At 63.0% G+C, this 18378-nt stretch carries 19 protein-coding genes and 1 tRNA gene; 8 read left to right on the top strand and 12 right to left on the bottom strand.

Annotated elements, in window-relative coordinates; translation table 11 throughout:
• The first annotated feature begins 346 nt into the window (after positions 1 to 346).
• Positions 347 to 769 carry a response regulator gene (locus PVV74_RS08645; protein WP_170067170.1) on the top strand — a complete coding sequence of 141 codons (423 nt, stop codon included), beginning with the start codon at positions 347 to 349 and terminating at the stop codon, positions 767 to 769.
• Here PVV74_RS08645 and PVV74_RS08640 read toward each other — a convergent pair.
• The 5 genes from PVV74_RS08640 to PVV74_RS08620 all read right to left on the bottom strand — a co-directional run bounded on the left by PVV74_RS08640 (position 749) and on the right by PVV74_RS08620 (position 7271).
• Positions 749 to 1093 (bottom strand): hypothetical protein, encoded by a 345-nt coding sequence (locus PVV74_RS08640; RefSeq protein WP_274592903.1) that lies wholly within the window; start codon positions 1091 to 1093, stop codon positions 749 to 751. The two genes, PVV74_RS08645 and PVV74_RS08640, sit on opposite strands and share 21 nt — an antisense overlap.
• Positions 1094 to 1115: 22 nt before the next feature.
• The gene (locus PVV74_RS08635) at positions 1116 to 5477 is read right to left on the bottom strand and encodes a chemotaxis protein CheB (RefSeq protein ID WP_274592902.1); all 4362 of its coding nucleotides are present in this window, start codon (positions 5475 to 5477) and stop codon (positions 1116 to 1118) included.
• Between the two features lie 98 nt (positions 5478 to 5575).
• Positions 5576 to 5962 carry a DUF4112 domain-containing protein gene (locus PVV74_RS08630; RefSeq protein WP_274592901.1) on the bottom strand — a complete coding sequence of 129 codons (387 nt, stop codon included), beginning with the start codon at positions 5960 to 5962 and terminating at the stop codon, positions 5576 to 5578.
• An 814-nt stretch (positions 5963 to 6776) separates the two neighbouring features.
• Positions 6777 to 6852: transfer RNA gene (locus PVV74_RS08625), tRNA-Ala, on the bottom strand.
• Between the two features lie 95 nt (positions 6853 to 6947).
• Entirely contained in the window at positions 6948 to 7271 is a 324-nt protein-coding gene (locus PVV74_RS08620) for a TIGR02300 family protein (RefSeq protein WP_103762815.1), read from the bottom strand.
• Positions 7272 to 7385: 114 nt separating this feature from the next.
• On the opposite strand from PVV74_RS08620, the gene PVV74_RS08615 reads away from it, so the two are divergent.
• The 4 genes from PVV74_RS08615 to PVV74_RS08600 are packed head-to-tail and all read left to right on the top strand — an operon-like array spanning position 7386 to position 9956.
• Positions 7386 to 8075: a M48 family metallopeptidase gene (locus tag PVV74_RS08615; RefSeq protein WP_274592900.1), complete on the top strand. Its 690-nt coding sequence runs from the start codon at positions 7386 to 7388 to the stop codon at positions 8073 to 8075.
• A 45-nt stretch (positions 8076 to 8120) separates the two neighbouring features.
• The gene (locus PVV74_RS08610) at positions 8121 to 8798 is read left to right on the top strand and encodes a GntR family transcriptional regulator (RefSeq protein ID WP_103762813.1); all 678 of its coding nucleotides are present in this window, start codon (positions 8121 to 8123) and stop codon (positions 8796 to 8798) included.
• Between the two features lie 43 nt (positions 8799 to 8841).
• The gene (gene ubiG, locus PVV74_RS08605) at positions 8842 to 9561 is read left to right on the top strand and encodes a bifunctional 2-polyprenyl-6-hydroxyphenol methylase/3-demethylubiquinol 3-O-methyltransferase UbiG (protein ID WP_274592899.1); all 720 of its coding nucleotides are present in this window, start codon (positions 8842 to 8844) and stop codon (positions 9559 to 9561) included.
• Complete coding sequence (locus tag PVV74_RS08600; RefSeq protein ID WP_274592898.1) at positions 9558 to 9956, top strand: DUF4149 domain-containing protein; 399 nt, start codon at positions 9558 to 9560, stop codon at positions 9954 to 9956. Before ubiG ends, PVV74_RS08600 begins: the two co-directional genes overlap by 4 nt.
• Here the strand turns inward: PVV74_RS08600 and PVV74_RS08595 are convergent.
• A complete protein-coding gene (locus PVV74_RS08595) occupies positions 9953 to 10915 on the bottom strand; it encodes an acetyl-CoA carboxylase carboxyltransferase subunit alpha (protein ID WP_103763002.1) in 963 nt (320 codons plus the stop codon). The two genes, PVV74_RS08600 and PVV74_RS08595, sit on opposite strands and share 4 nt — an antisense overlap.
• Positions 10916 to 11026: 111 nt before the next feature.
• Between PVV74_RS08595 and PVV74_RS08590 the strand changes: the two genes are divergently transcribed.
• Positions 11027 to 11584 carry a helix-turn-helix domain-containing protein gene (locus PVV74_RS08590; protein ID WP_274592897.1) on the top strand — a complete coding sequence of 186 codons (558 nt, stop codon included), beginning with the start codon at positions 11027 to 11029 and terminating at the stop codon, positions 11582 to 11584.
• A complete protein-coding gene (locus PVV74_RS08585; protein ID WP_274592896.1) occupies positions 11581 to 12108 on the top strand; it encodes a GNAT family N-acetyltransferase in 528 nt (175 codons plus the stop codon). The genes PVV74_RS08590 and PVV74_RS08585 overlap by 4 nt, the downstream gene beginning before the upstream one ends.
• Here PVV74_RS08585 and PVV74_RS08580 read toward each other — a convergent pair.
• Positions 12105 to 12728, bottom strand: a complete 624-nt coding sequence (locus tag PVV74_RS08580; protein WP_103763001.1) for a hypothetical protein — start codon at positions 12726 to 12728, stop codon at positions 12105 to 12107. The two genes, PVV74_RS08585 and PVV74_RS08580, sit on opposite strands and share 4 nt — an antisense overlap.
• Before the next feature lie 44 nt (positions 12729 to 12772).
• Positions 12773 to 13378 (bottom strand): LysE family translocator, encoded by a 606-nt coding sequence (locus PVV74_RS08575; protein ID WP_103762808.1) that lies wholly within the window; start codon positions 13376 to 13378, stop codon positions 12773 to 12775.
• A gap of 81 nt (positions 13379 to 13459) precedes the next feature.
• Between PVV74_RS08575 and PVV74_RS08570 the strand changes: the two genes are divergently transcribed.
• Positions 13460 to 13903, top strand: coding sequence for an Lrp/AsnC family transcriptional regulator (locus PVV74_RS08570; protein ID WP_103762807.1), 444 nt, complete (start codon positions 13460 to 13462; stop codon positions 13901 to 13903).
• Here the strand turns inward: PVV74_RS08570 and PVV74_RS08565 are convergent.
• From PVV74_RS08565 to PVV74_RS08550, 4 genes are all read right to left on the bottom strand, one after another.
• On the bottom strand, positions 13900 to 15060 hold the full coding sequence (locus tag PVV74_RS08565) for a cation:proton antiporter (RefSeq protein WP_274592895.1): 1161 nt from the start codon (positions 15058 to 15060) through the stop codon (positions 13900 to 13902). The two genes, PVV74_RS08570 and PVV74_RS08565, sit on opposite strands and share 4 nt — an antisense overlap.
• A gap of 108 nt (positions 15061 to 15168) precedes the next feature.
• A complete protein-coding gene (locus tag PVV74_RS08560) occupies positions 15169 to 16479 on the bottom strand; it encodes an ABC transporter permease (RefSeq protein WP_274592894.1) in 1311 nt (436 codons plus the stop codon).
• Positions 16476 to 17282 (bottom strand): taurine ABC transporter ATP-binding protein, encoded by an 807-nt coding sequence (locus PVV74_RS08555; RefSeq protein WP_103762804.1) that lies wholly within the window; start codon positions 17280 to 17282, stop codon positions 16476 to 16478. The genes PVV74_RS08560 and PVV74_RS08555 overlap by 4 nt, the downstream gene beginning before the upstream one ends.
• Positions 17283 to 17368: 86 nt before the next feature.
• Positions 17369 to 18361 (bottom strand): taurine ABC transporter substrate-binding protein, encoded by a 993-nt coding sequence (locus tag PVV74_RS08550; protein WP_103762803.1) that lies wholly within the window; start codon positions 18359 to 18361, stop codon positions 17369 to 17371.
• Between the last annotated feature and the right edge of the window lie 17 nt (positions 18362 to 18378).

The following is an 18378-nucleotide window of genomic DNA, read 5'->3' as shown; positions in this document are numbered from 1 at the left end:
GTTCCTCTGAAAAATGGCCTGTCCCCGGCGCTTTACAAGCCCCGAGCGCAGGACCGTGTTTGAACCGAAACACATCTGCGCAAGACCCATGATCACGCACCAATCAGGACAACGACCATGAAATCTTGCACCAGCCCCACCCGCGCCGCACCGGGCCCCAAACCCGGCGTGAAAATCCACAATCAGTTTCTGCCTGCAGACCGCGCCACGCAGATCCTGCTGCAACAGTTTCTGTGATTCTGCCCAAGGCGGCGCCCCGCTCAACTCGGCTCAACCACATTGCGATTCTTCGGCGACAACGCTACACTAAGGCGCGAACAGAATATCTGAGGATAGTGTCATTTCCTTGCCTTCGGTCCTTGTCGTCGAAGACGATCCGTTCATTTGTGTCGGCCTCGAAGTCGCGCTCAGTGACGCCGGATATCAGTCTTTGAAAAGCGCATGCTCCTATCGGGATGCGCTTGCCGCGATCGATTCCGGCGGTTTTGACTACTGCATCCTCGACCTCGATCTGGGCAATTCCTTTTCAGACGCATTCCTGAACGAGCCCGAGGGCAAACGCCTTCTGGCCGTACTGCAGTCTCGGGGCGTGTCCACCGTGATCTACAGCGGTATCCTCGGCGAACAACGCCGCATCACTGATTTGGACCCATCCGTGATCACCATCGACAAAACCGAACCAGCGGAAATCGTGATCGAAGCTTTGTCGCGCATGGGCCGCAGCACACCGTCCAAGCCGGTAACCCCATCAGTGACGAGCACCCCCTAGAAACCACTCCAGTTGCGCCTCGGTATACGGCTTTTCTATCACCAGCACCTCTTCAAGATCGGCCGGCAAGTATTGACGTCCATGCGCCGTCAGAAAAGCGAAGTGCACCCCATCCTTGTGAAGGCGCCGCGCAAAGACTGAACTATTGCGGTCCTTGCCAAGATTGAAATCCACGAAAGCCGCATCGGGCAGGGCCGCGTCGCAGGACTGCATGGCGGGCGCCTCTGCGCTGAACGGCCCGACCACTTCGTGCCCCATCATCTCGAGCATTTCCGCCAAGTCGACCTGCAAAAGAGGATCGTCTTCCAGTACCAGTACCTTCATCGCGGTTGCTCCCGACGCGGCATCACGTCAAATCCGACAGTGCAATCCTTACATGAATACCCGTATCGCGATAGTCTATTGTCACGTCAGCGCCTTGGGCCGCAAGGATGCGCGTCAACAGCGTTGTGCCAAACCCTGCCGACGTCGGGGCCTCAACGCCCGAAAGACCGGATTCGATCCAGTTTATTTCCAAGCCGTCCTCATTTTGCCAACTGACATCCAGCCGCCCTTCCTCGGTCGACAGCGCGCCGTACTTGCTGGAATTGGTCGTAAGTTCGTGAAAGCCCAGCGCCAGCGTCTGCACAAGGCCAGGTGGCAATTCCACGTAAGGCCCGTCAAGATGGATCGCATCCACCCGGCTCGCGCGATAAGGGTCGATCTCGGTCTCGATCAGGCTCCTCAAAGACATGCCCTGCCACTTGGCATCCGCCAGTTGCCGGTGCGCCGCCGCCATCGCCCTGATCCGCGCCTGAAGCGCGTCGCGATAGCCCTCCAACGTGTTCGACGACCGCCCTGTCATCCGGGTGATGGTCGACACCGTCGCCAGGATATTCTTCACCCGATGATCCAGTTCGGCCGAGATGACCGCCAACCGTGCCGCCTCCGCCTTGCGTTCGGTGATGTCCAGATTCAGCCCAACCCAAGAGGTAATGCGGCCAGTGTCATCGCGGATAGGCCGCCCCAGCGCCAGTGTGTGATAGATCTTGCCGTCCTTGCCGATGATATCCAGCTCTCGCTCCCACGGCGTTCCGGTGCGCAGCGTTTCGGTCCACAGCTCCTTGATCTCGTCGCGCATCTCGGGCGCGACGCAGTCGCTCAGGCCTGCGGTCTGTGCCTCTTCCAGCGTCTTGCCGACCAGTTCCAGGAAAGCGGGGCTGACATAGGTCAGATTGCCCTCCGCATCGTTGATCCACACCCCGAACGGAATCGACTCACCCAGCGTGCGATACTGGTCGAAGCGCTCTGCAAGGTCGCGCTCCAACCGCTTGCGCTCGCTCACGTCCAGCGCGGCGGAATAAAACCCCGTCACCGCACCCGCCGCATCCCGTCTCGGCGCATAACTGACCAATACATCGCGTTGCGCGCCGTTCGTGTCGGACCCGATCGACACCTCGAATGTCTGCTCTTCGCCGCGAAGAGCGCCAGCGACATAAGGGGCAACGACCTCGTAGGCCGCGGGGTTCACCAGGTCCGACATCCGCAGCCCCTCGATCTCGTCCGCGGTCCGGCCCCAGAACTCGTAGGCCTTGTTGACGAACTCGTAACGTTGGTCGCCGTCGATCACGGCAAAGAGGATCGGCAGACTGTCCGCCATGTCGCGCAGTTGTCGGCGCTCTTCCTCGATGCTGTCCAGCGCCCGCCCGCGCGCAATCACCAGCCACAGAACATTCGCCGTCGCCTGTAGGAAATTTATGTCGTCGGCGTCAAAGCCACAGCGTTCGAGGCTGCATTCATGCACGCCCAGAACACCCCATGGCGCTTCATGCGGTCCGATCATCACGCTGGCGCCGCACAGGATGTGATGATCCTTCAGCAGTCTCGGCGCTGTAAACCGCTTTTCTTCGCGGAAATCCCTGACCACCACGGCACTGCGCTGTTGCAGCGTATACCCCGCCTGGCTTTCGACGCCTGTGCCGACTGTCGACTCCCCAACCGTCGCCTCGGTCCAACCGACGCCTGCCCGGAGGGTCAATCGGCCGCCGCCAGGATCAAGCTGAAGCACCTTGGTGAACCGCACGTTCATATGCTCCGACAATTCGCGCACGGCCATGTCCAGAACATCCTGAAGTTCCGCCCCCGAAAGCGCCAGGCGGCCCAATTCGGCAACAGCCTCCTGTTGCGCCTCGCGACGTCGGGCGGCAGCACGGGCTCTCTGAAGGTTGGTGACGTCGGTATATGAAACCACCACCCCCCCGATCTTGTTGTCCGACGTCCGGTAAGGGCGCAGGCGGCGGATGCGGTGCCTGCCGTCATCAGTACTGATCTCGGCTTCGATATCGCTCAGTTTATCAAGACAGGTCCGCGCGTCCTCGATCAGGTTCGGGTCCTGCACCCGCATCACGATGTCCTCGACCGGCCGGCCGATATCGCCGTCAAGGATGCGCATCACCTCCTTCATCGCTGGCGTGAACCGGCGAATCAGCAGGTCGGTATCAAGGAAGATCACGCCGATGTCGATCGAGGTCAGCAGGTTGTTGAGATCGTTGTTGGTCTGCTCCAGTTCCTCGATCTTGTCCTCGAGCTGGCTGTTGACCGTAGACAATTCCTCATTGAGCGATTGCAGTTCCTCGCGCGAGGTCTCCAGTTCCTCGTTGGTCGACTGCAACTCCTCGTTCATGCTCATGACCTCTTCATTCGAGGCTTTCAGCTCTTCGTTCGAGGTCTCCATCTCCTCGATGGTCGATTGCAGGTCTTCGCGCGTTGATTGCAGTTCGTATTCCAGCGTTTCGACCGCATCGCGCTCACCCGGTCCGGCCGCTTTGCGGGCCTTGGCCCGCGCGTCTGCCTCTGCATCGGTATCGCGCAAGTCCGAAGCATCTTCGAAGCAGACAAGATAGTTGGGCTCACCGTCGCTCCCGTCGACTTTCTCAGCGAAAATCCGGACACTGATCTGGCCGCCGCCGCGCGGCACGTTCAGCGCAACCGCCTCCGCCTCTTCGCCGCCCGATCGCATCGTGTTCAGGACCATGCGCAGCTTGCCGCGCAACTCGGGCACTACGATTTCAGGCAACCGGCTGGTCGGCTCGCCATCCGGAAACTGCAGATAGTCGCGCATCGTCCCGTGAAAATAAAGCGCCTCGAGGCTCTTGTTGACGACCACGCAGGGCGGCACGAAGCGCTCCAGCAGTTGCCGTCGCGCGGTTTCGGCAACCGGCGCGAAAGAGCGCGGGCGCGACGCCAGTTTCGGACCGTCACCCGTTCCGCTCGGCGGAGCGGGGAACTTCCCCGGCCGAACCCGGCTGTTGACTGCCTTGCGATAGATCCGGCTGCTTTTGTCGACCGCCGTGAACAGGCGACCGGGCCGTTCCGCGTTCTCCGAGTTGCCCAGCAGCAGGTGCCCGCCCTCGCCCAGCGCAAAGTGGAACATCTCGATCATCCGCTGCTGCACATCGGTTTCGAGATAGATCATCACGTTGCGACAGCTGATGATGTCCAACCGCGAAAAGGGCGGGTCCGAAATCACGTTCTGAGTGGCAAAAACCACGGTTTCGCGCAGCCGTTTGCTGACCAGGAACGTGTCGTTATGCTCGACGACGAAATTGCGCCGCAACCGCTCGGGTATGTCGGGCAGCGCAGCGGCGGGATACTCGCCGCTACGGGCGACTTCGATGGCCTTCGAGTTGAGATCCGTGGCAAACACCTGAACCGGACAATCCACGCGACGCCTGTCCAGCCGGTCGAAGATCGTCATGGCAAGCGTATAGGCTTCTTCCCCGCTGGCACAACCGGGCACCCAGGCACGGATCGCTTCCCCCTTCTTTTTGCCGTCCAGCAGGGGCTCGATCACCTTGTCGGCAAGAGCCTCCCAGACTTCAGGCTCGCGAAAAAACCGCGTCACGCCGATAAGAAGGTCGCGAAAGAGGCAGTGCACTTCCTCGGGAGTCTGGGTCAGGTAAGCGACATAATCGGACAGCTCCCGGAACTGGCCCAGCCCCATGCGCCGCTGGATGCGCCGTTCCACCGTGCCGCGCTTATAGTTGCCAAATTCATACTCGGTCTGCAGCCGCAGCTGCCGCAGGACTTCGTTGTACCCTTCGCCAGCCTGCTGCGACAGGGACTTGTCCGCATCCGCCGGCTTGCGCAGATACGGATGCTCGAAGAACTGCGTCAACCGCTCGGGCATCTCGGCCACCGGCAGGACGAAATCCACAAGTCCGGTGTTGAAAGCGCTGCGCGGCATCCCGTCATGTTCGGCCTCAACAGCGTCCTGCGCCATCGCCATGCCACCCGCCGCCTTGATCTCGCGAAGGCCCAGCGTGCCGTCGCTGCCGGTGCCCGACAAAACGATGCCAATCGCCTTTTCCTCTCGCTCCTCGGCCAGCGACCGGAAGAAATAGTCGATCGCCATGCGCATGCCCTTTTCCTCGACCGGCGCATCAAGGCTCAGTTTGCGGTCGATCAGGCGGATGAACTTGCCCGGCGGGATAACGTAGACGGTGTTCGGCTCCAGCAACATGTCATCCGCGGCCTGCACCACGGTCATCGAGGTCTGCCGCGTCAACAGGTCCGCCATCATGCTGGGATGGTTCGGATCCAGGTGCTGAATCAGGATATAGGCAGCTCCGGTATCCCCCGGCAACGCCTTCAGAAACCGCTTGTAGGCATCCAGCCCTCCGGCGGAAGCACCGATACCGACGATTGGGAAATCCCTGTGGTCTGCCATGCGTCCTCCTGACAAGCAAAGCCTATCGGAAACCGAGTACTTTGAACAACGGCTTCTTGATCTGCCAAGCCTTTTGCAGGTTGCGCCAGAGCACCACTTCAGCTGCGTGCAAATTCGGGCGTCTGCCCTCCTGCTGCCGACGGAACATCCAGATCGCGGCGCAGTAGCGCCACGTTGCGGCGGTGGGATTTGAAGAACAGGTCAAACGCGTCGCCGATCAGGGGAATGCCACCAATTACCGTGTCGACCCCGGTGTTCAGCGCCATGCGCCCCAGCACCCGCTTGCGCGCCCCCATCCGGTGCCCTTCGACGATGATCCAGGCACCGGGCCCAAGGGTGACCAAGTCACCCACCCCCGGTATCAGCCCCAAAATCGAATCCCACCCGACCGGGATGCCGAGCAGTGGAATCCGGAACTTGGAATCCAGAGTGTTGGCTAACCGGTCCAGCCGAGCCAGTCGCGCGGTGTGGTCGCTGTCGGTCATCACGACCTGTCACGCTCTGCACCGACGCTTAGCCGCCAGGGCGCGATGCGAACGGGTTGAGTTGCAACACGGCGAGTCAGGGCCACAACGACCGAATGCAGCAGGAACATCGGGAAAATCCTTTCGCGAACTTCAGCCTGCAGTGTGTGCAAGCCTGCCCGATCAACGTGCGGCCCAGGCGCAAGGTTCCGCCCTGCGTTGCCACGCGGTCGGTGCTGCTCCGGTCAGGGAGGCGGCTGCTGCAACAGGGTCACCGCGGCGATCAGCATGTCCTCGTTGTCGCCCAGAACATCCTGCCGCGTGGGGAAATGGCGTCGTGTGGCGGTCGCGCCCAACCCCTACAGCGGCAGCCCCCGGTTGGGTCCGGCCCGCAATGCCCGGCGCACGGCGACACGGCAGTCCATGGCCGCGGGAAGATGCGGAATGGGTGGCAGCGCTCGAGGGACGGGATTGCCCCGGACATCGTACGCAGTGGGCGGCTGGCGCGAAACACGTTGCGCGTGGGCTCGATCGCGCGGTCGGTTATCATGTGCAGCAGCGCCTCGCCTGCCGGAATGGTGCCGCCGTCAAGGCAATATTCCGGCAACCCGGGGCACTTAACTCTGATTGTAACTTAATAAACTTACCAAGAAACAATCACCAGAAACCAAGTAACGACTCACACTACTAAGCCTGTCATGTCCGATAAATCCAGTATCATACTCAAGTCCACTCAACTGCTGCTCTGTTGGAGCAAATGAACTATTGAAATTTAGGGGCATGGGCGGGGCACAGTGGTCACGGTGCGAATTTCATCAATAAATTCAACGGGATTTGGTGGAGCCTAGCGGGATCGAACCGCTGACCTCCTGCATGCCATGCAGGCGCTCTCCCAGCTGAGCTAAGGCCCCGAACCGATGGCCCGTCGCCGGGCCGTCATTTGCCGCGTTCTAGGTAAAGCGGCAGGCGGGATCAAGTGGAAAATCCCGCCCTCTCACAACTTGGTTCAGCTTTCGTCGTCGTCCGACGCAACGTCCGCGATATCATCGAGCGAGACGTTATCATCGTCGTCGTCGTCGTCCAGAACATCGTCGCCCAGGTCCACATCGACATCATCATCATCCTCGATGACTTCCTCGTCGACTTCGTTGCCCTTCATCTTCTTGGTCTCGGCATCTTCCGCGTCCGCGGTGATCGACCGGCTCTTGCCGGAATGCAGCTCGACAACCTCGCCCGTGTAGGGGCTGACGATCGGGTCTTTGTTCAGGTCGTAAAACCGTTTGCCCGTCGTCGGGCAGACGCGCTTCACACCCCATTCTTCCTTGGGCATCCTTATCCCTTTCGGTGTCTGTGGACTTGCAGGCGTTCGACGTCCCCTGCCATAAGACGTATCAGGTGTCAAAGGCATAAAGCGCGGCGCAGCGCTGCAAGAGGTGAGCGGCATATGGGGCATTACGTTCTGCCCGGCAACCCCCCGGTCGAAGTGACCCTGCGCCGCTCGGCGCGGGCGCGGCGGATTTCGCTTAGGGTGTCGGGTGTTGACGGGCGCGTGACGCTGACCATGCCCCCCGGCGTGGCAGAGCGCACGGCGCTGGACTTCGCCAATGAAAAGGCCGCGTGGCTGAGGGCGCAACTTTCACGTCAACCCGATCTGACCGAGGTACGAATCGGCTCGGACCTGCCTGTCGAGGGCCGCCCGCGCCGTCTCTTGCCCGGTTCGGGCCGGCGGATCGAGCTTGCGGACGACACGCTCACCGTGCCCGGCCCGCCCGAAACCGCACCCCGGCGGGTCCAGGCTTGGCTGAAGACCCGCGCCCGCGACCAGCTTGCCGCCGCCTCGGATCATTATGCGCAGGCGGTTGGCCGCAAGTACGCCCGTCTGACCCTGCGCGACACCCGCTCGCGCTGGGGCTCGTGCACCCAAGACGCAGGGTTGATGTATTCCTGGCGGCTCATCCTCGCGCCCCGCGACGTTCTCGATTACGTCGCCGCGCACGAGGTCGCGCATCTCGTTGAAATGAACCATTCGCGCGCCTTCTGGAGCATCGTCGATCGGATCTGCCCCGGCTATGACACGCCGCGCCGCTGGCTGCGTGAAAACGGTGCGGAACTTCACCGCTATCGCTTCGACTGACGCAACAGGATTGACCGCGCGGCAAACTGTGATCACAAATGCCCCATGAACTTTCCGCCGCGCTCCGAAGCCGGGCTTGCCTCGGCCACCGGCGCCGCCCCCACCGGGTCGGCCCATGACCGCGTCTATCGTGGATTGCGCAGTCGTATCATGCATGGCGAGTTGCGACCCGGACAGGCCCTGACCCTGCGCGGCGTCGGCGCGGAATACAATGTTTCCATGACCCCTGCCCGCGAGGCCGTCCGCCGCTTGTCGGCCGAGGGTGCCCTGACGGTCAGCAGCTCTGGCCGCCTTGCCGCGCCCGAGCTTGGCAACGAACGAATCGAGGAACTGGCCGCGCTGCGCGCCCTGATCGAGGTCGAACTGGCCAGCCGCGCCCTGCCCCGCGCCCACATGGCCCTGATCGACCGCCTGCAATCCATCAACACGCGGATCACCGATCACATCGCCCACCAGGACGCGGTCGGCTATATCCGCTCGAACCTCGAATTTCACCGCACGCTCTACCTGCGCGCCCAGGCGCCCGCGATGCTGGCCATGGCCGAAACCGTCTGGCTGCAACTCGGCCCCACGATGCGCGCGCTTTACGGCAAACTGCAGCAGAAAGAGCCGCCGCGTTACCACCGCCTGATCATCTCGGCGCTCAAGGCCGGGGACGAACCGGGGCTGCGCCTTGCCGTCCGCTCCGACGTGACCCAGGGGCTGAAGATGCTGCTGGCCTGACGCCGCCTCTGGATGCCCGTGGCAAGCGGCCTATCTCCGCCGCATGGCTGAAAAAAACCGCAACAAGCAAGAAATCTACGACAATGCCGCCGCGCAATGGTGGTCGGACGACCTCCGCTGGGTGCGCACGCTGAAAAACCTTGTGCCCGCCCGCCTGAAGTTCTTCGACCGGCACATAGACTGGGCGGGCAAAACGGTGCTCGACCTTGGCTGCGCAGGCGGCTTCATGGCCGAAGCCATCGCCGGGCGCGGCGCGCAGGTCACCGGCATCGACCCCGCGAAGGAGGCCATCGCCGCGGCCCGGTCCCAAGCCGCACAATCCGGCCACGACATCCGCTACGACACCGGCGTGGGCGAGGCGCTACCCTATGAAGATGCGGCCTTCGATGCCCTCGTCTGCGTCGACGTCCTGGAGCATGTCTCGGATCTGAGGCAGGTCCTGCACGAGGTCGCCCGCGTGCTGAAACCTGGCGGACTGTTCCTGTTCGACACCATCAACCGCAACATCATCGCCCGGCTGGCCACCATCACCATGGCCGAAGATATCCTTGGCCTGCTGCCCAAGGGGACCCATGACCCCGCGATGTTCATCAAGCCAGCCGAACTGACGGACGGGTTGCAGGTTGCCGGGCTGATCCCCGGCAAGATAACGGGGCTTGGCCCGACCGGCCTGACCCGACGGCTGGATTTCAGGTTCGGCGTGCTGCCTTTCAAGCAAGTGATCTATATCGGAACCGCCCGGAAACCGGAGGCCACAACATGACGTTCCTCGCCCTGCTTCTGACCGCGCTCCTCTTCGGCGGCATGACGCTCTATGCTTTCGGCTTCGCGGCCTTCGTGCTGCGCGCCCTGCCGGAAGAGACAGCGCGCACCCTGATCCGCCGCGCCTTTCCACATTTCTACCTGTTCGTGCTGGGCACGTCCGGCCTCGCCGCAGTCTGTGCCGCCTTCGCCGACCTGCTGTCCATGGCGATACTCGCCGTGATCGCGCTCACAACGCTCTACGCGCGGCAATCTCTCATGCCGACGATCAACGCGGCCACCGATGCCGGCCACTCCAAACGGTTCAAGCTGCTGCATCTTGGCTCGGTGATGATCACGCTGGCCCACATCGCGGGCGCGGCATGGGCCCTCATCCGGCTCGGCGTAATCCTCTAGGCCGCTAGGCCAGTCGATCCCATCTTCAGGAACTTCTCGCGCCGGTCACGCACCAGTTCCTCGCGCGACAGGTCCTTCAACCCGTCCAACATCGCCCGGATCGCATCACTCACCGACGCCATCGCGCCCGTCGGGTCACGATGCGCGCCGCCCTTGGGCTCGTCGATCACGCGATCGATCACGCCCAACTTGATCAGGTCCTGCGCGGTCAGCCGCAGCGCCTCTGCAGCCTCGCGCATCTTCTCGGAATCCTTCCACAGGATGCTGGCACAGCCCTCGGGGCTGATCACCGAATAGACGGAATGCTCCAGCATCGCCACGCGGTTGGCCGAGGCGAACGCCACCGCACCACCCGATCCGCCCTCGCCGATAATGACACTGACCAGCGGCACACCGGCCTTCAGGCACATCTCGGTCGAGCGGGCAATCGCCTCGCTCTGGCCGCGCTCTTCGGCGCCCTTGCCCGGATAGGCGCCGGGCGTGTCCACCAGCGTGATAACCGGCAGGTTGAACCGGTCCGCCATGTCCATCAGCCGGATCGCCTTGCGATAGCCCTCGGGCCGCGCCATGCCGAAATTCCGCTCGATCCGGGACTTGGTATCGTTGCCCTTCTCATGCCCGATCACAACCACCGGCGTGTCGCCGAACCGCGCCAGCCCGCCCATCACGGCCTGATCATCGGCAAAATTCCGGTCGCCCGCCAGCGGCGTGTATTCCTCGAACAGCGCCTCGATGTAATCCTTGCAATGGGGCCGGTTAGGATGCCGCGCCACCTGGCATTTCCGCCATGGCGTCAGGTCCTTGTAAAGGTCGGTCAGCATGGCAGCGGCTTTCTTGTCCAGCGCCCCGGCCTCGTCCTCGACATCCATCCCCTCGGTCGTCCGCGCCATCGCGCGCAGCTCTTCCGCCTTGCCTTCGATTTCCGCCAGAGACTTTTCAAAGTCGAGGTAATTGGTCATGCCCATGCTCCTGTTTGGCCTACGGGATATATGGAAAAGGTCGGAGGGTTCAACAGACTTCGCATCATGCGGGCATTGCGCGAATCTCTTATATGGGATAAATTTCCATTTATGGAATCACCCCTTGCCTTACCGCCCACGCTGGCCCGACACATCCGCGACCTGCGCCAGTCGCGCGACCTGACACTGGCCGATCTGGCCAAGGCCAGTTCCGTCAGCCGAGCGAGCCTCTCTCGGATCGAGAATGGCGAGGTCAGCCCCACGGCCGACACGCTTGCCAAGCTCTCGACCGCCCTGCGCCTGCCGATCTCGCAATTGATCTCACCGCTGGAAAGCCGGCTCCAGGCCTTCGTGCCCCGCTCTGCCCAGCAAGTCTACCACGACGCCAGCCACGGCTTTCAACGCCGAAACGTCTCGCCCCCCAGTGCCGGCCTGCAACTCGAGATCGTCGAGGCCACGCTCGAACCGGAGGCGACGATCTCCTACGACCATCCCAGCGTTCCCGGGCACGAGCATCATTTCGTATTGCTCGAAGGCGCGTTGTACATCACTGTCGACAGCCAGACCCACAGCCTTTGCCCCGGCGACTGCCTGCGCTACCGCCTGAACGGCGTGTCGGAGTTCTGCGCCGGGCCGGACGGCGCCCGCTACCTGCTGGCGCTGGCATGACCGCGCCGCACATCATCAATCTGACCGTCCCCGCGCTGGATCGGAATCTCGACGGCCTCACTCGCCTGCTGATCGACACAGTGACCGAGGGCGCTGCCGTCAGCTTCCTGGATCCACTCGCGCCCGAGACGGCCCGTGCCTTCTGGCAAGCCGACGTCTTCCCCGAGGTTACCGCCAACCGCCGCTGCCTGCTCACCGCCCACCTGGGTGATACGCTTGTCGGAACGGTGCAACTGATCACCGCCATGCCGCAGAACCAGCCGCACCGGGCCGAGATCGCCAAGATGATGGTCCACCCCACCGCCCGACGCCGCGGTCTGGGGCACGCGCTGCTGCGGGCCGCGCTGGATCATGCCCGAACCTTGGGCAAGACCAACGTGACCCTCGACACCCGCAGCGGCGATGTCTCGCAATCACTTTACGCCTCGGTGGGGTTCGAAGTGGCGGGCATCATTCCCGATTTCGCGCTCGATCCCGACGGACGGACGCTCCATTCCACGACCTACATGTACAAACGGCTTTAGCCGCGCGCGACGTCAAGCACCGCTCGCAGCGCCAGTTCCGGCGAACTCAGAACCGGCACGTTCAGATCCTCCAGCCGCGCCGCCGCGCCATCCATCGAGGCTTGCGCCAGCACCACCGCTGCCACGTCGCCCTGCGTCTCGACCGCTTGCCGCACCTCGCCAGCGATCACGGCATCAAAGGCCTCTGTCTCGCCTGCCTCGAACAGCGGCCAGTATTGCGGCATCGGCAGGGGATAGACCTTTTGCGGCGTGCCGTCCTCGGCCAGCGCGCGTTCCAGCAGCGCAAGGCTGGGCGCATAGGTACTCTCCAGGCAGAACGCCATCAGCACCGGCCCCTGCGCCTGCGCCGCCGCGCGCATCATCGGCCAGTCCACGCGCATCGCCCCCGCGCTCTCGGCCACTGGCCCCAGCGTCGTGCAGGTACACAGCACCGGCCCCGGCGCACGGGCGATCACGCCTGCGATTTCGTCTTCCAGCGCCGCAGCGCCGTCGTCCTGCGCCTTTTTCAGCCATCGCGGACGCACAACGTGCTTCAACGTCATATCCGGATTGATCCGGTCCCGGATGTTGTCGAACCGAACCCGGTGCGCCTCGGCCGTATGCAGCAAGGTGATTGTCATGCCTGCCGTCATCGCAGCATCCCCGTCATGGCGCAAGTCCCGGCCTATCCCGCGCCCTGCTGTCGCAAGACCAGGACCAGCGTCAGCACCAGCAGTGCCGCCATCATCCGGTTGAACACCCGCAACCGCTTTGGGCTGTTCAGAAAGCGGCGCATCTGCTGGCCCAGCACCGTCCAGCTCGTGGTGCTGACAACCGACGCGACCACGTAAACCCCGGCCACCCACAAGATCGCGTCAAGGTCGCGGCTCGTCGCGTAAAGCGTGATCGCCGACAGCGCCATGCTCCATGCTTTGGGATTTACCCACTGGAAAGCTGCCGATTGCAGGAAGGTCAGCGGCTTGCCTTCCGCCCTGGCCTCCCTCGGCGGGGCGGCATTGGCGATCTTCCACGCAAGGTACAAAAGGTACGCGACACTCAGCACCATCAGGATCGTGTAGGCCGGCGGCCACAGGTCGAACAACTGCATAACCCCCAGCCCCACCAGCACGATCATGCAGGGAAATCCCAGCGTTATTCCCAACATGTGCGGCACGGTCCGGCGAAAGCCGAAGTTCGCGCCCGAGGCCATCAGCATCAGGTTGTTGGGCCCCGGCGTGATCACCGTTGTGAAAGCAAAACCGGTAAGAAGGGTCAGCAGCTGGAATGTCATGAACGCAACATATGGCGTAAGTAGCGCAGTGAAATTGCGTTCCTTTGCGTATGATTTGGTTTTATGCAATTATTTGCGCCTATGGATCACATAAACGACAAAATATTGCACGAGCTCCAGCGCGACGGTCGGATCAGTAACCTCGATTTGGCAGAGAGAGTCGGCCTTTCGCCCTCCGCCTGCCTGCGCCGGGTGCAGGATCTAGAACGCCGCGGCATCATCACCGGCTTCCGCGCCGTGCTCGACCGCTCCAAGCTGGGCGTCGGGTTCATCGCCTATGCCACGGTTGGACTGAACTCCCACACCAAGGACAGCCAGATCGCCTTCGAACGCGCCATGGCCACAGCACCCGAAGTGGTCGAGTGCCACAACATCACCGGGTCGGTCGAATACCTGCTTCGGATCGAGGTGGCCGACCTGCCCGCCTACAAGGCGTTCCACACCGATGTCATCGGCACGCTGCCGCAGGTCAACGCCATAACATCCTTCGTGGTGATGGGCTCGCCCAAGGACATGCGGGCCTAACCGTCCTGCCGGGTCACCCGCCGGATTGCCAGCAGGGTCAGGGGCGGGCCTATGATCTCGAACACTACAGTGCTGGCAATGGTCAGCGCCATGATCGTTCCCGACCAGTCCGGCAGCGCCTCGCCCGCGACCAGCGCGATGCCGACCGCGACGCCCGCCTGCGGCAAGAGCGCCGGGCCATACCACCGCCGCTCTGCCGCGCTGGCCCCGGCCAGCCAGCCCCCGGCGAACCCGCCCCAGATCCGCGCCAGTATCCGCAAGCCAAGGTAAAGCACCCCGGCCCAACCAAGCCCCAAAAGTGCGTCCAATTCCAGTGTCGCCCCGGCCAGCAGAAAGAACAGGATCATGAAGGGCCACTGAACATGTTCGATCTCGTGAAAGGCGCGCTCGTGGTGCTGCGCGAAATTCACCACCACCGCGCCGGCTGTCATCCCCGCGATCAGGAAGGACACCTCGAGCCACAGCGCAAGGCCCGCGGTCAGGAACACGATCCCGATCGCCTCGGCCTGCTGCGGCTCTCCCGGGGTCAGCCGCCCGGTCAACAGCGCCGCCGGCACGCCCAGCGCCACGCCCAGGGCGACACCACCCAGGATGTCATGCGCCGCGCCACCCAGGATCTCGGCAAGTCCGCTGGACTGGCTGACCACCGCAAGCACAAGACTGAACAGGATCAGGCCCCAGACGTCGTCTATGGCCACGATCCCCTTCAACGTGTCGGCGAATGCGCTCTTCACCCCAGTCTGCCGGATCACATCCGTCATCGCCGCCGGGTCCGTCGCCGTGGCAATCGCGCCCAGCACCAACGCCAACTGCCAATCCAGGCCGATCAGCACCAACCCCGCCACGACGACACCCGCCGTGCCCAGCGCGATCACCAGGGACAGGATCAGGATGGCCCGCCCACGCCGCGCCAATATCTCGCGGGTCAGCGTCCCGCCCAGTAGAAAGGCGACCATGGTCAGCGCGACAATGGACAAGACCTCGAACCACGCGATCAGGTCGCCGGGGATCAGGTCCAGCCCGGCCTGCCCGGCGACCAGGCCCAGCAGCAACAGCATCGTCACCCGTGGCAGACGCGTGAAACGTCCCGCCTGGTCCGCCACCAGCCCGGCCAGGAACAGGACCCCGAGGGCCATCAAAAGTTCGGCAATTTCCATGGCGTCACCCTGCACGGTCGCGCGTGCATTCTTCCTTGATCCGCATCAACTCGCCATAACGAAAAACGCCCGGCACGAGGACCGGGCGTTTCGCAATTCTCGTCGCCGTCAGACGCGCCCTTTCCACGGCACCAGCCATTTCTCCAGCATCCGGATGCCCACGTCGATCAGGAAACCGATGATCCCGATCAGGATGATCCCGACGATCACGATATCGGTCAGCTGGAATTTCGACGCGACCATAATCATCATGCCAAGGCCCCGCTCGGCCGCCACAAGTTCGGCGGCCACGACGGTGCCCCAGCAGACACCCATGGCAACCCGAGCGCCGGTGAAAATCTCCGGCAGGCTGTTGGGAATGATCACCTTGGTCAACACCTGCGACTTGCTGGCCCCCAGCGAATAGGCCGCGTGCACCTTGGATATCGCCACGCCGGACACCCCGGCCCGTGCCGCGATCGCCATGATCCAAAGCGCGGCCAGGAACAACAGGATCACCTTGGACTGCTCACCGATACCGAACCAGATAATCATCAGCGGGATCAGCGCCAGCGGCGGCACTGGCCGCATGAACTCCACGATCGGGTCGAACCAGCCGCGTGCCCAGTTGGTCAGGCCCATCGCATAGCCCAGCGGTATCCCCACCAGCGCCCCGAAGAAGAAGCCCAGCAAGACCCGTTGCAGCGAGATCCACGTATGCTGCCACAGGGTATAATTGCGATACCCTTCTTCGTTCAGTTCGAAGAACCGCTCGACCGTCACCTCGGGCGCAGGCAGGTACAGCCGCTGCATCCGGTTGCCGGTCGAGGGCGAGAAGGTCGGCGTCCCCTTGTCGGTCAACCCAAGGTCGCCTTCCGGCAGCTTGAGCGTTTCCCCCGCCTGCACCTCGGTCCCGTTCAGCGCGGTGATGACGGCGTCCTCGCCCCGGCCCATATCGTCATTGCCGAACACGTTGATCACCTTGTAGCCGTATCGCGGCACCACAAGGCTGTCGTTCTTGGCGAACCCCTCGCCCGGCTCCACCTCGGGCGCCGCCGGAATGCGGCCCGGGTTGCCCTCTGCGTCCACCGTCTGGCTGATATCCTCGCGGTAGACCAGCACGGTCACCTCGGCATCGTCCGCCCGTCCGTCCGGCAAGGTGGACGTATAGGTGAACGTCACCTCGCCCAGATAGGGCGACGACGCCTGCGGCAATGGCAGGGTAGAGTTCGTGAAGGCCACCCACAGCAGGAAGATCGTGATCACCGACAGCACGCTGGCCGCCCGATTGGGGCGCACGGCGCTTTCGTCACCGAAGGTCACGGTTTTCAGCGCGGTATAGTCGATCCGCGCAAAGAAGGCCCGGTACAGTGCCGAAACCGCGAGATAGGCAATGAAAAACGCGCCCACATAGAGCGCGAGAACGATGAACCCGGTCATGCGCTTTCCTCCACGCGGCCCATGATCTCTTCTTCCATGTTCCAGATCATTTCGAGGATTTCCTCACGCCGCTGACTGAACTCGGGATGTTTTTTCACCTCGCGCAGGTCCTTGCCCACACCCAGATCGGCAAAAGGCAGGCGATATTCCTTGTGAATGCGCCCCGGCCGCGGCGCCATCACCAGCAGCCGCTCACCCAAGAGCAGCGCCTCTTCGACCGAGTGGGTGATCAGGATGATCGTCTTGCCTGTCTCCTTCCAGAGCTTCAGTACAAGTCCCTGCATCTTTTCCCGCGTCAGCGCATCGAGCGCCCCCAAGGGTTCGTCCATCAGGATCACGTCGGGATCGTTGGCCAGGCAGCGGGCAAGCGCCACACGCTGCTGCATCCCGCCGGACAATTCGTAAATCGCCTTATCCTTGAAATCCTTCAGGCCCACCACCTCCAGCAGGTGATCGACGGTCGGCGTATAGGTCTTCTTGCTCTCGCCCTTCATCCGGGGGCCAAAGCTCACGTTGTCGCGCACGCTCATCCATTCGAACAGCGCGCCCTGCTGGAACACCATGCCGCGCTCGGCATCCGGGCCGGTGACCTTGTGATCGTTCAGCACGATCTGCCCTTCGGTCGGCGCCAGAAACCCGGCGACGATGTTCAAAAGCGTGGTCTTGCCACAGCCCGACGGCCCCAGCACGCTCATCAATTCGCCGCTCTGCAGCTCCAGCGAGACGTCCTTGAGCGCCTGCACATGCCCGCCATTCGGCAGATCGAAGCGCATGGAAAGATTGTCGATTTTCAATGTCGACATTCCTGCCCCCTTCCGTTTTCGGATTATTGGTGTTGGTGCGGTCCCGCGGGCCGGGCATGCGGCCCGTGGGCGTCTTGCGAAAAACCTTACTGAATGGCGGCTTCGAGCGGGCCGGTGTTCACATTCGTCTCGTAAGAGGCTTTTGACGCGTCGATCGAACCGGCTTCCACGAAGACGTCCGCGACACCCTTCATGAATTCCTGCGCGCCGCCGCCCAGCCATTTCTCGGTCAGTTGCTCATCCGCTGGCGGGAACACGAAAGTCTCGATGGTGGCCATCGTGTCTTCTTCCGACATGCCAGCGTCCTCGGCGATCACCGGCAGCATCTTGTCGTGGTTGGCTTCGTCCGCCCACATGGCGTTGGCGTCCGCCGTCACCTTGAGGAAGCTCGACACCACGTCCGGGTTCTCGGCGATGAACGACGCCGGGCCCGAGGTCACGTCGAACACGAGGATGCCCAGCTCTTCCTTCTCGGCGCCGGTCAGCAGGACGTTGCCGCTTTCCTTCATGCGGCGCAGCGCACCGCCCCAGCCACAGGCCATGTCGACGGCGCCTTGCGCCAGCGCGGCCTGCCCTTCGGCAGGGGCCATGTCCACGACCGTCAGGCTGTCCAGCGACACGCCGAAATGGTCCATCTGCTTCAGAAAGCCGTAATGCGCCGCGGTGCCCAACGGCACGGCGACCTTCTTGCCGGCCAGTTCGCCCGCGCTGTCCTTGTCGATCTCCAACGCCGCCGACACGACGCAGTTGTCGTTGTCCGAATAAGAGACGGCCACGTCGACGATCTGCAAATCCTGGCCCGCGCTGGTGGCCACCACGAAGGGCGGCACGCCCTGGCTGACCACCAGTTGCACGTCACCCGACGCCATCGCGGCGCTCATGGCGGTGCCGGTGTCGAAGCTGACCCAGTTCACCGTCATGCCCATCGCCTCGTCATACATACCTTCGGCCTTGGCGTACTGGAACGGCATCGGCCATTCGAGGAAATAGCCGACCGTGATTTCCTGCGCCGATGCCGAAGCGCCCGCCAAAAGGCCCGCGCCGGTGGTGGCTGCCATGAGTTTTGACTTGAGTGTCATAGGTTCTTGTCTCCCTG

It is taken from the genome of Roseovarius sp. SK2, assembly GCF_028807495.1.
Classification (GTDB): domain Bacteria; phylum Pseudomonadota; class Alphaproteobacteria; order Rhodobacterales; family Rhodobacteraceae; genus Roseovarius; species Roseovarius confluentis.
The sequence above is the reverse complement of the archived record's forward strand: the minus strand, read 5'-3'. Positions and strand labels throughout refer to the sequence as shown.

Excerpts from the sequence above, each read along its gene's own strand:
- PVV74_RS08635 (WP_274592902.1), bottom strand. The coding sequence starts at position 5,477 with ATGGCAGACCACAGGGATTTCCCAATCGTCGGTATCGGTGCTTCCGCC.
- PVV74_RS08585 (WP_274592896.1), top strand. The coding sequence starts at position 11,581 with ATGACCGCGCCGCACATCATCAATCTGACCGTCCCCGCGCTGGATCGG.
- ubiG (WP_274592899.1), top strand. The coding sequence starts at position 8,842 with ATGGCTGAAAAAAACCGCAACAAGCAAGAAATCTACGACAATGCCGCC.
- PVV74_RS08620 (WP_103762815.1), bottom strand. The coding sequence starts at position 7,271 with ATGCCCAAGGAAGAATGGGGTGTGAAGCGCGTCTGCCCGACGACGGGC.
- PVV74_RS08595 (WP_103763002.1), bottom strand. The coding sequence starts at position 10,915 with ATGACCAATTACCTCGACTTTGAAAAGTCTCTGGCGGAAATCGAAGGC.
- PVV74_RS08630 (WP_274592901.1), bottom strand. The coding sequence starts at position 5,962 with ATGACCGACAGCGACCACACCGCGCGACTGGCTCGGCTGGACCGGTTA.
- PVV74_RS08615 (WP_274592900.1), top strand. The coding sequence starts at position 7,386 with ATGGGGCATTACGTTCTGCCCGGCAACCCCCCGGTCGAAGTGACCCTG.
- PVV74_RS08565 (WP_274592895.1), bottom strand. The coding sequence starts at position 15,060 with ATGGAAATTGCCGAACTTTTGATGGCCCTCGGGGTCCTGTTCCTGGCC.
- PVV74_RS08570 (WP_103762807.1), top strand. The coding sequence starts at position 13,460 with ATGGATCACATAAACGACAAAATATTGCACGAGCTCCAGCGCGACGGT.
- PVV74_RS08555 (WP_103762804.1), bottom strand. The coding sequence starts at position 17,282 with ATGTCGACATTGAAAATCGACAATCTTTCCATGCGCTTCGATCTGCCG.
- PVV74_RS08600 (WP_274592898.1), top strand. The coding sequence starts at position 9,558 with ATGACGTTCCTCGCCCTGCTTCTGACCGCGCTCCTCTTCGGCGGCATG.
- PVV74_RS08560 (WP_274592894.1), bottom strand. The coding sequence starts at position 16,479 with ATGACCGGGTTCATCGTTCTCGCGCTCTATGTGGGCGCGTTTTTCATT.
- PVV74_RS08575 (WP_103762808.1), bottom strand. The coding sequence starts at position 13,378 with ATGACATTCCAGCTGCTGACCCTTCTTACCGGTTTTGCTTTCACAACG.
- PVV74_RS08580 (WP_103763001.1), bottom strand. The coding sequence starts at position 12,728 with ATGACAATCACCTTGCTGCATACGGCCGAGGCGCACCGGGTTCGGTTC.
- PVV74_RS08590 (WP_274592897.1), top strand. The coding sequence starts at position 11,027 with ATGGAATCACCCCTTGCCTTACCGCCCACGCTGGCCCGACACATCCGC.
- PVV74_RS08610 (WP_103762813.1), top strand. The coding sequence starts at position 8,121 with ATGAACTTTCCGCCGCGCTCCGAAGCCGGGCTTGCCTCGGCCACCGGC.
- PVV74_RS08550 (WP_103762803.1), bottom strand. The coding sequence starts at position 18,361 with ATGACACTCAAGTCAAAACTCATGGCAGCCACCACCGGCGCGGGCCTT.
- PVV74_RS08640 (WP_274592903.1), bottom strand. The coding sequence starts at position 1,093 with ATGAAGGTACTGGTACTGGAAGACGATCCTCTTTTGCAGGTCGACTTG.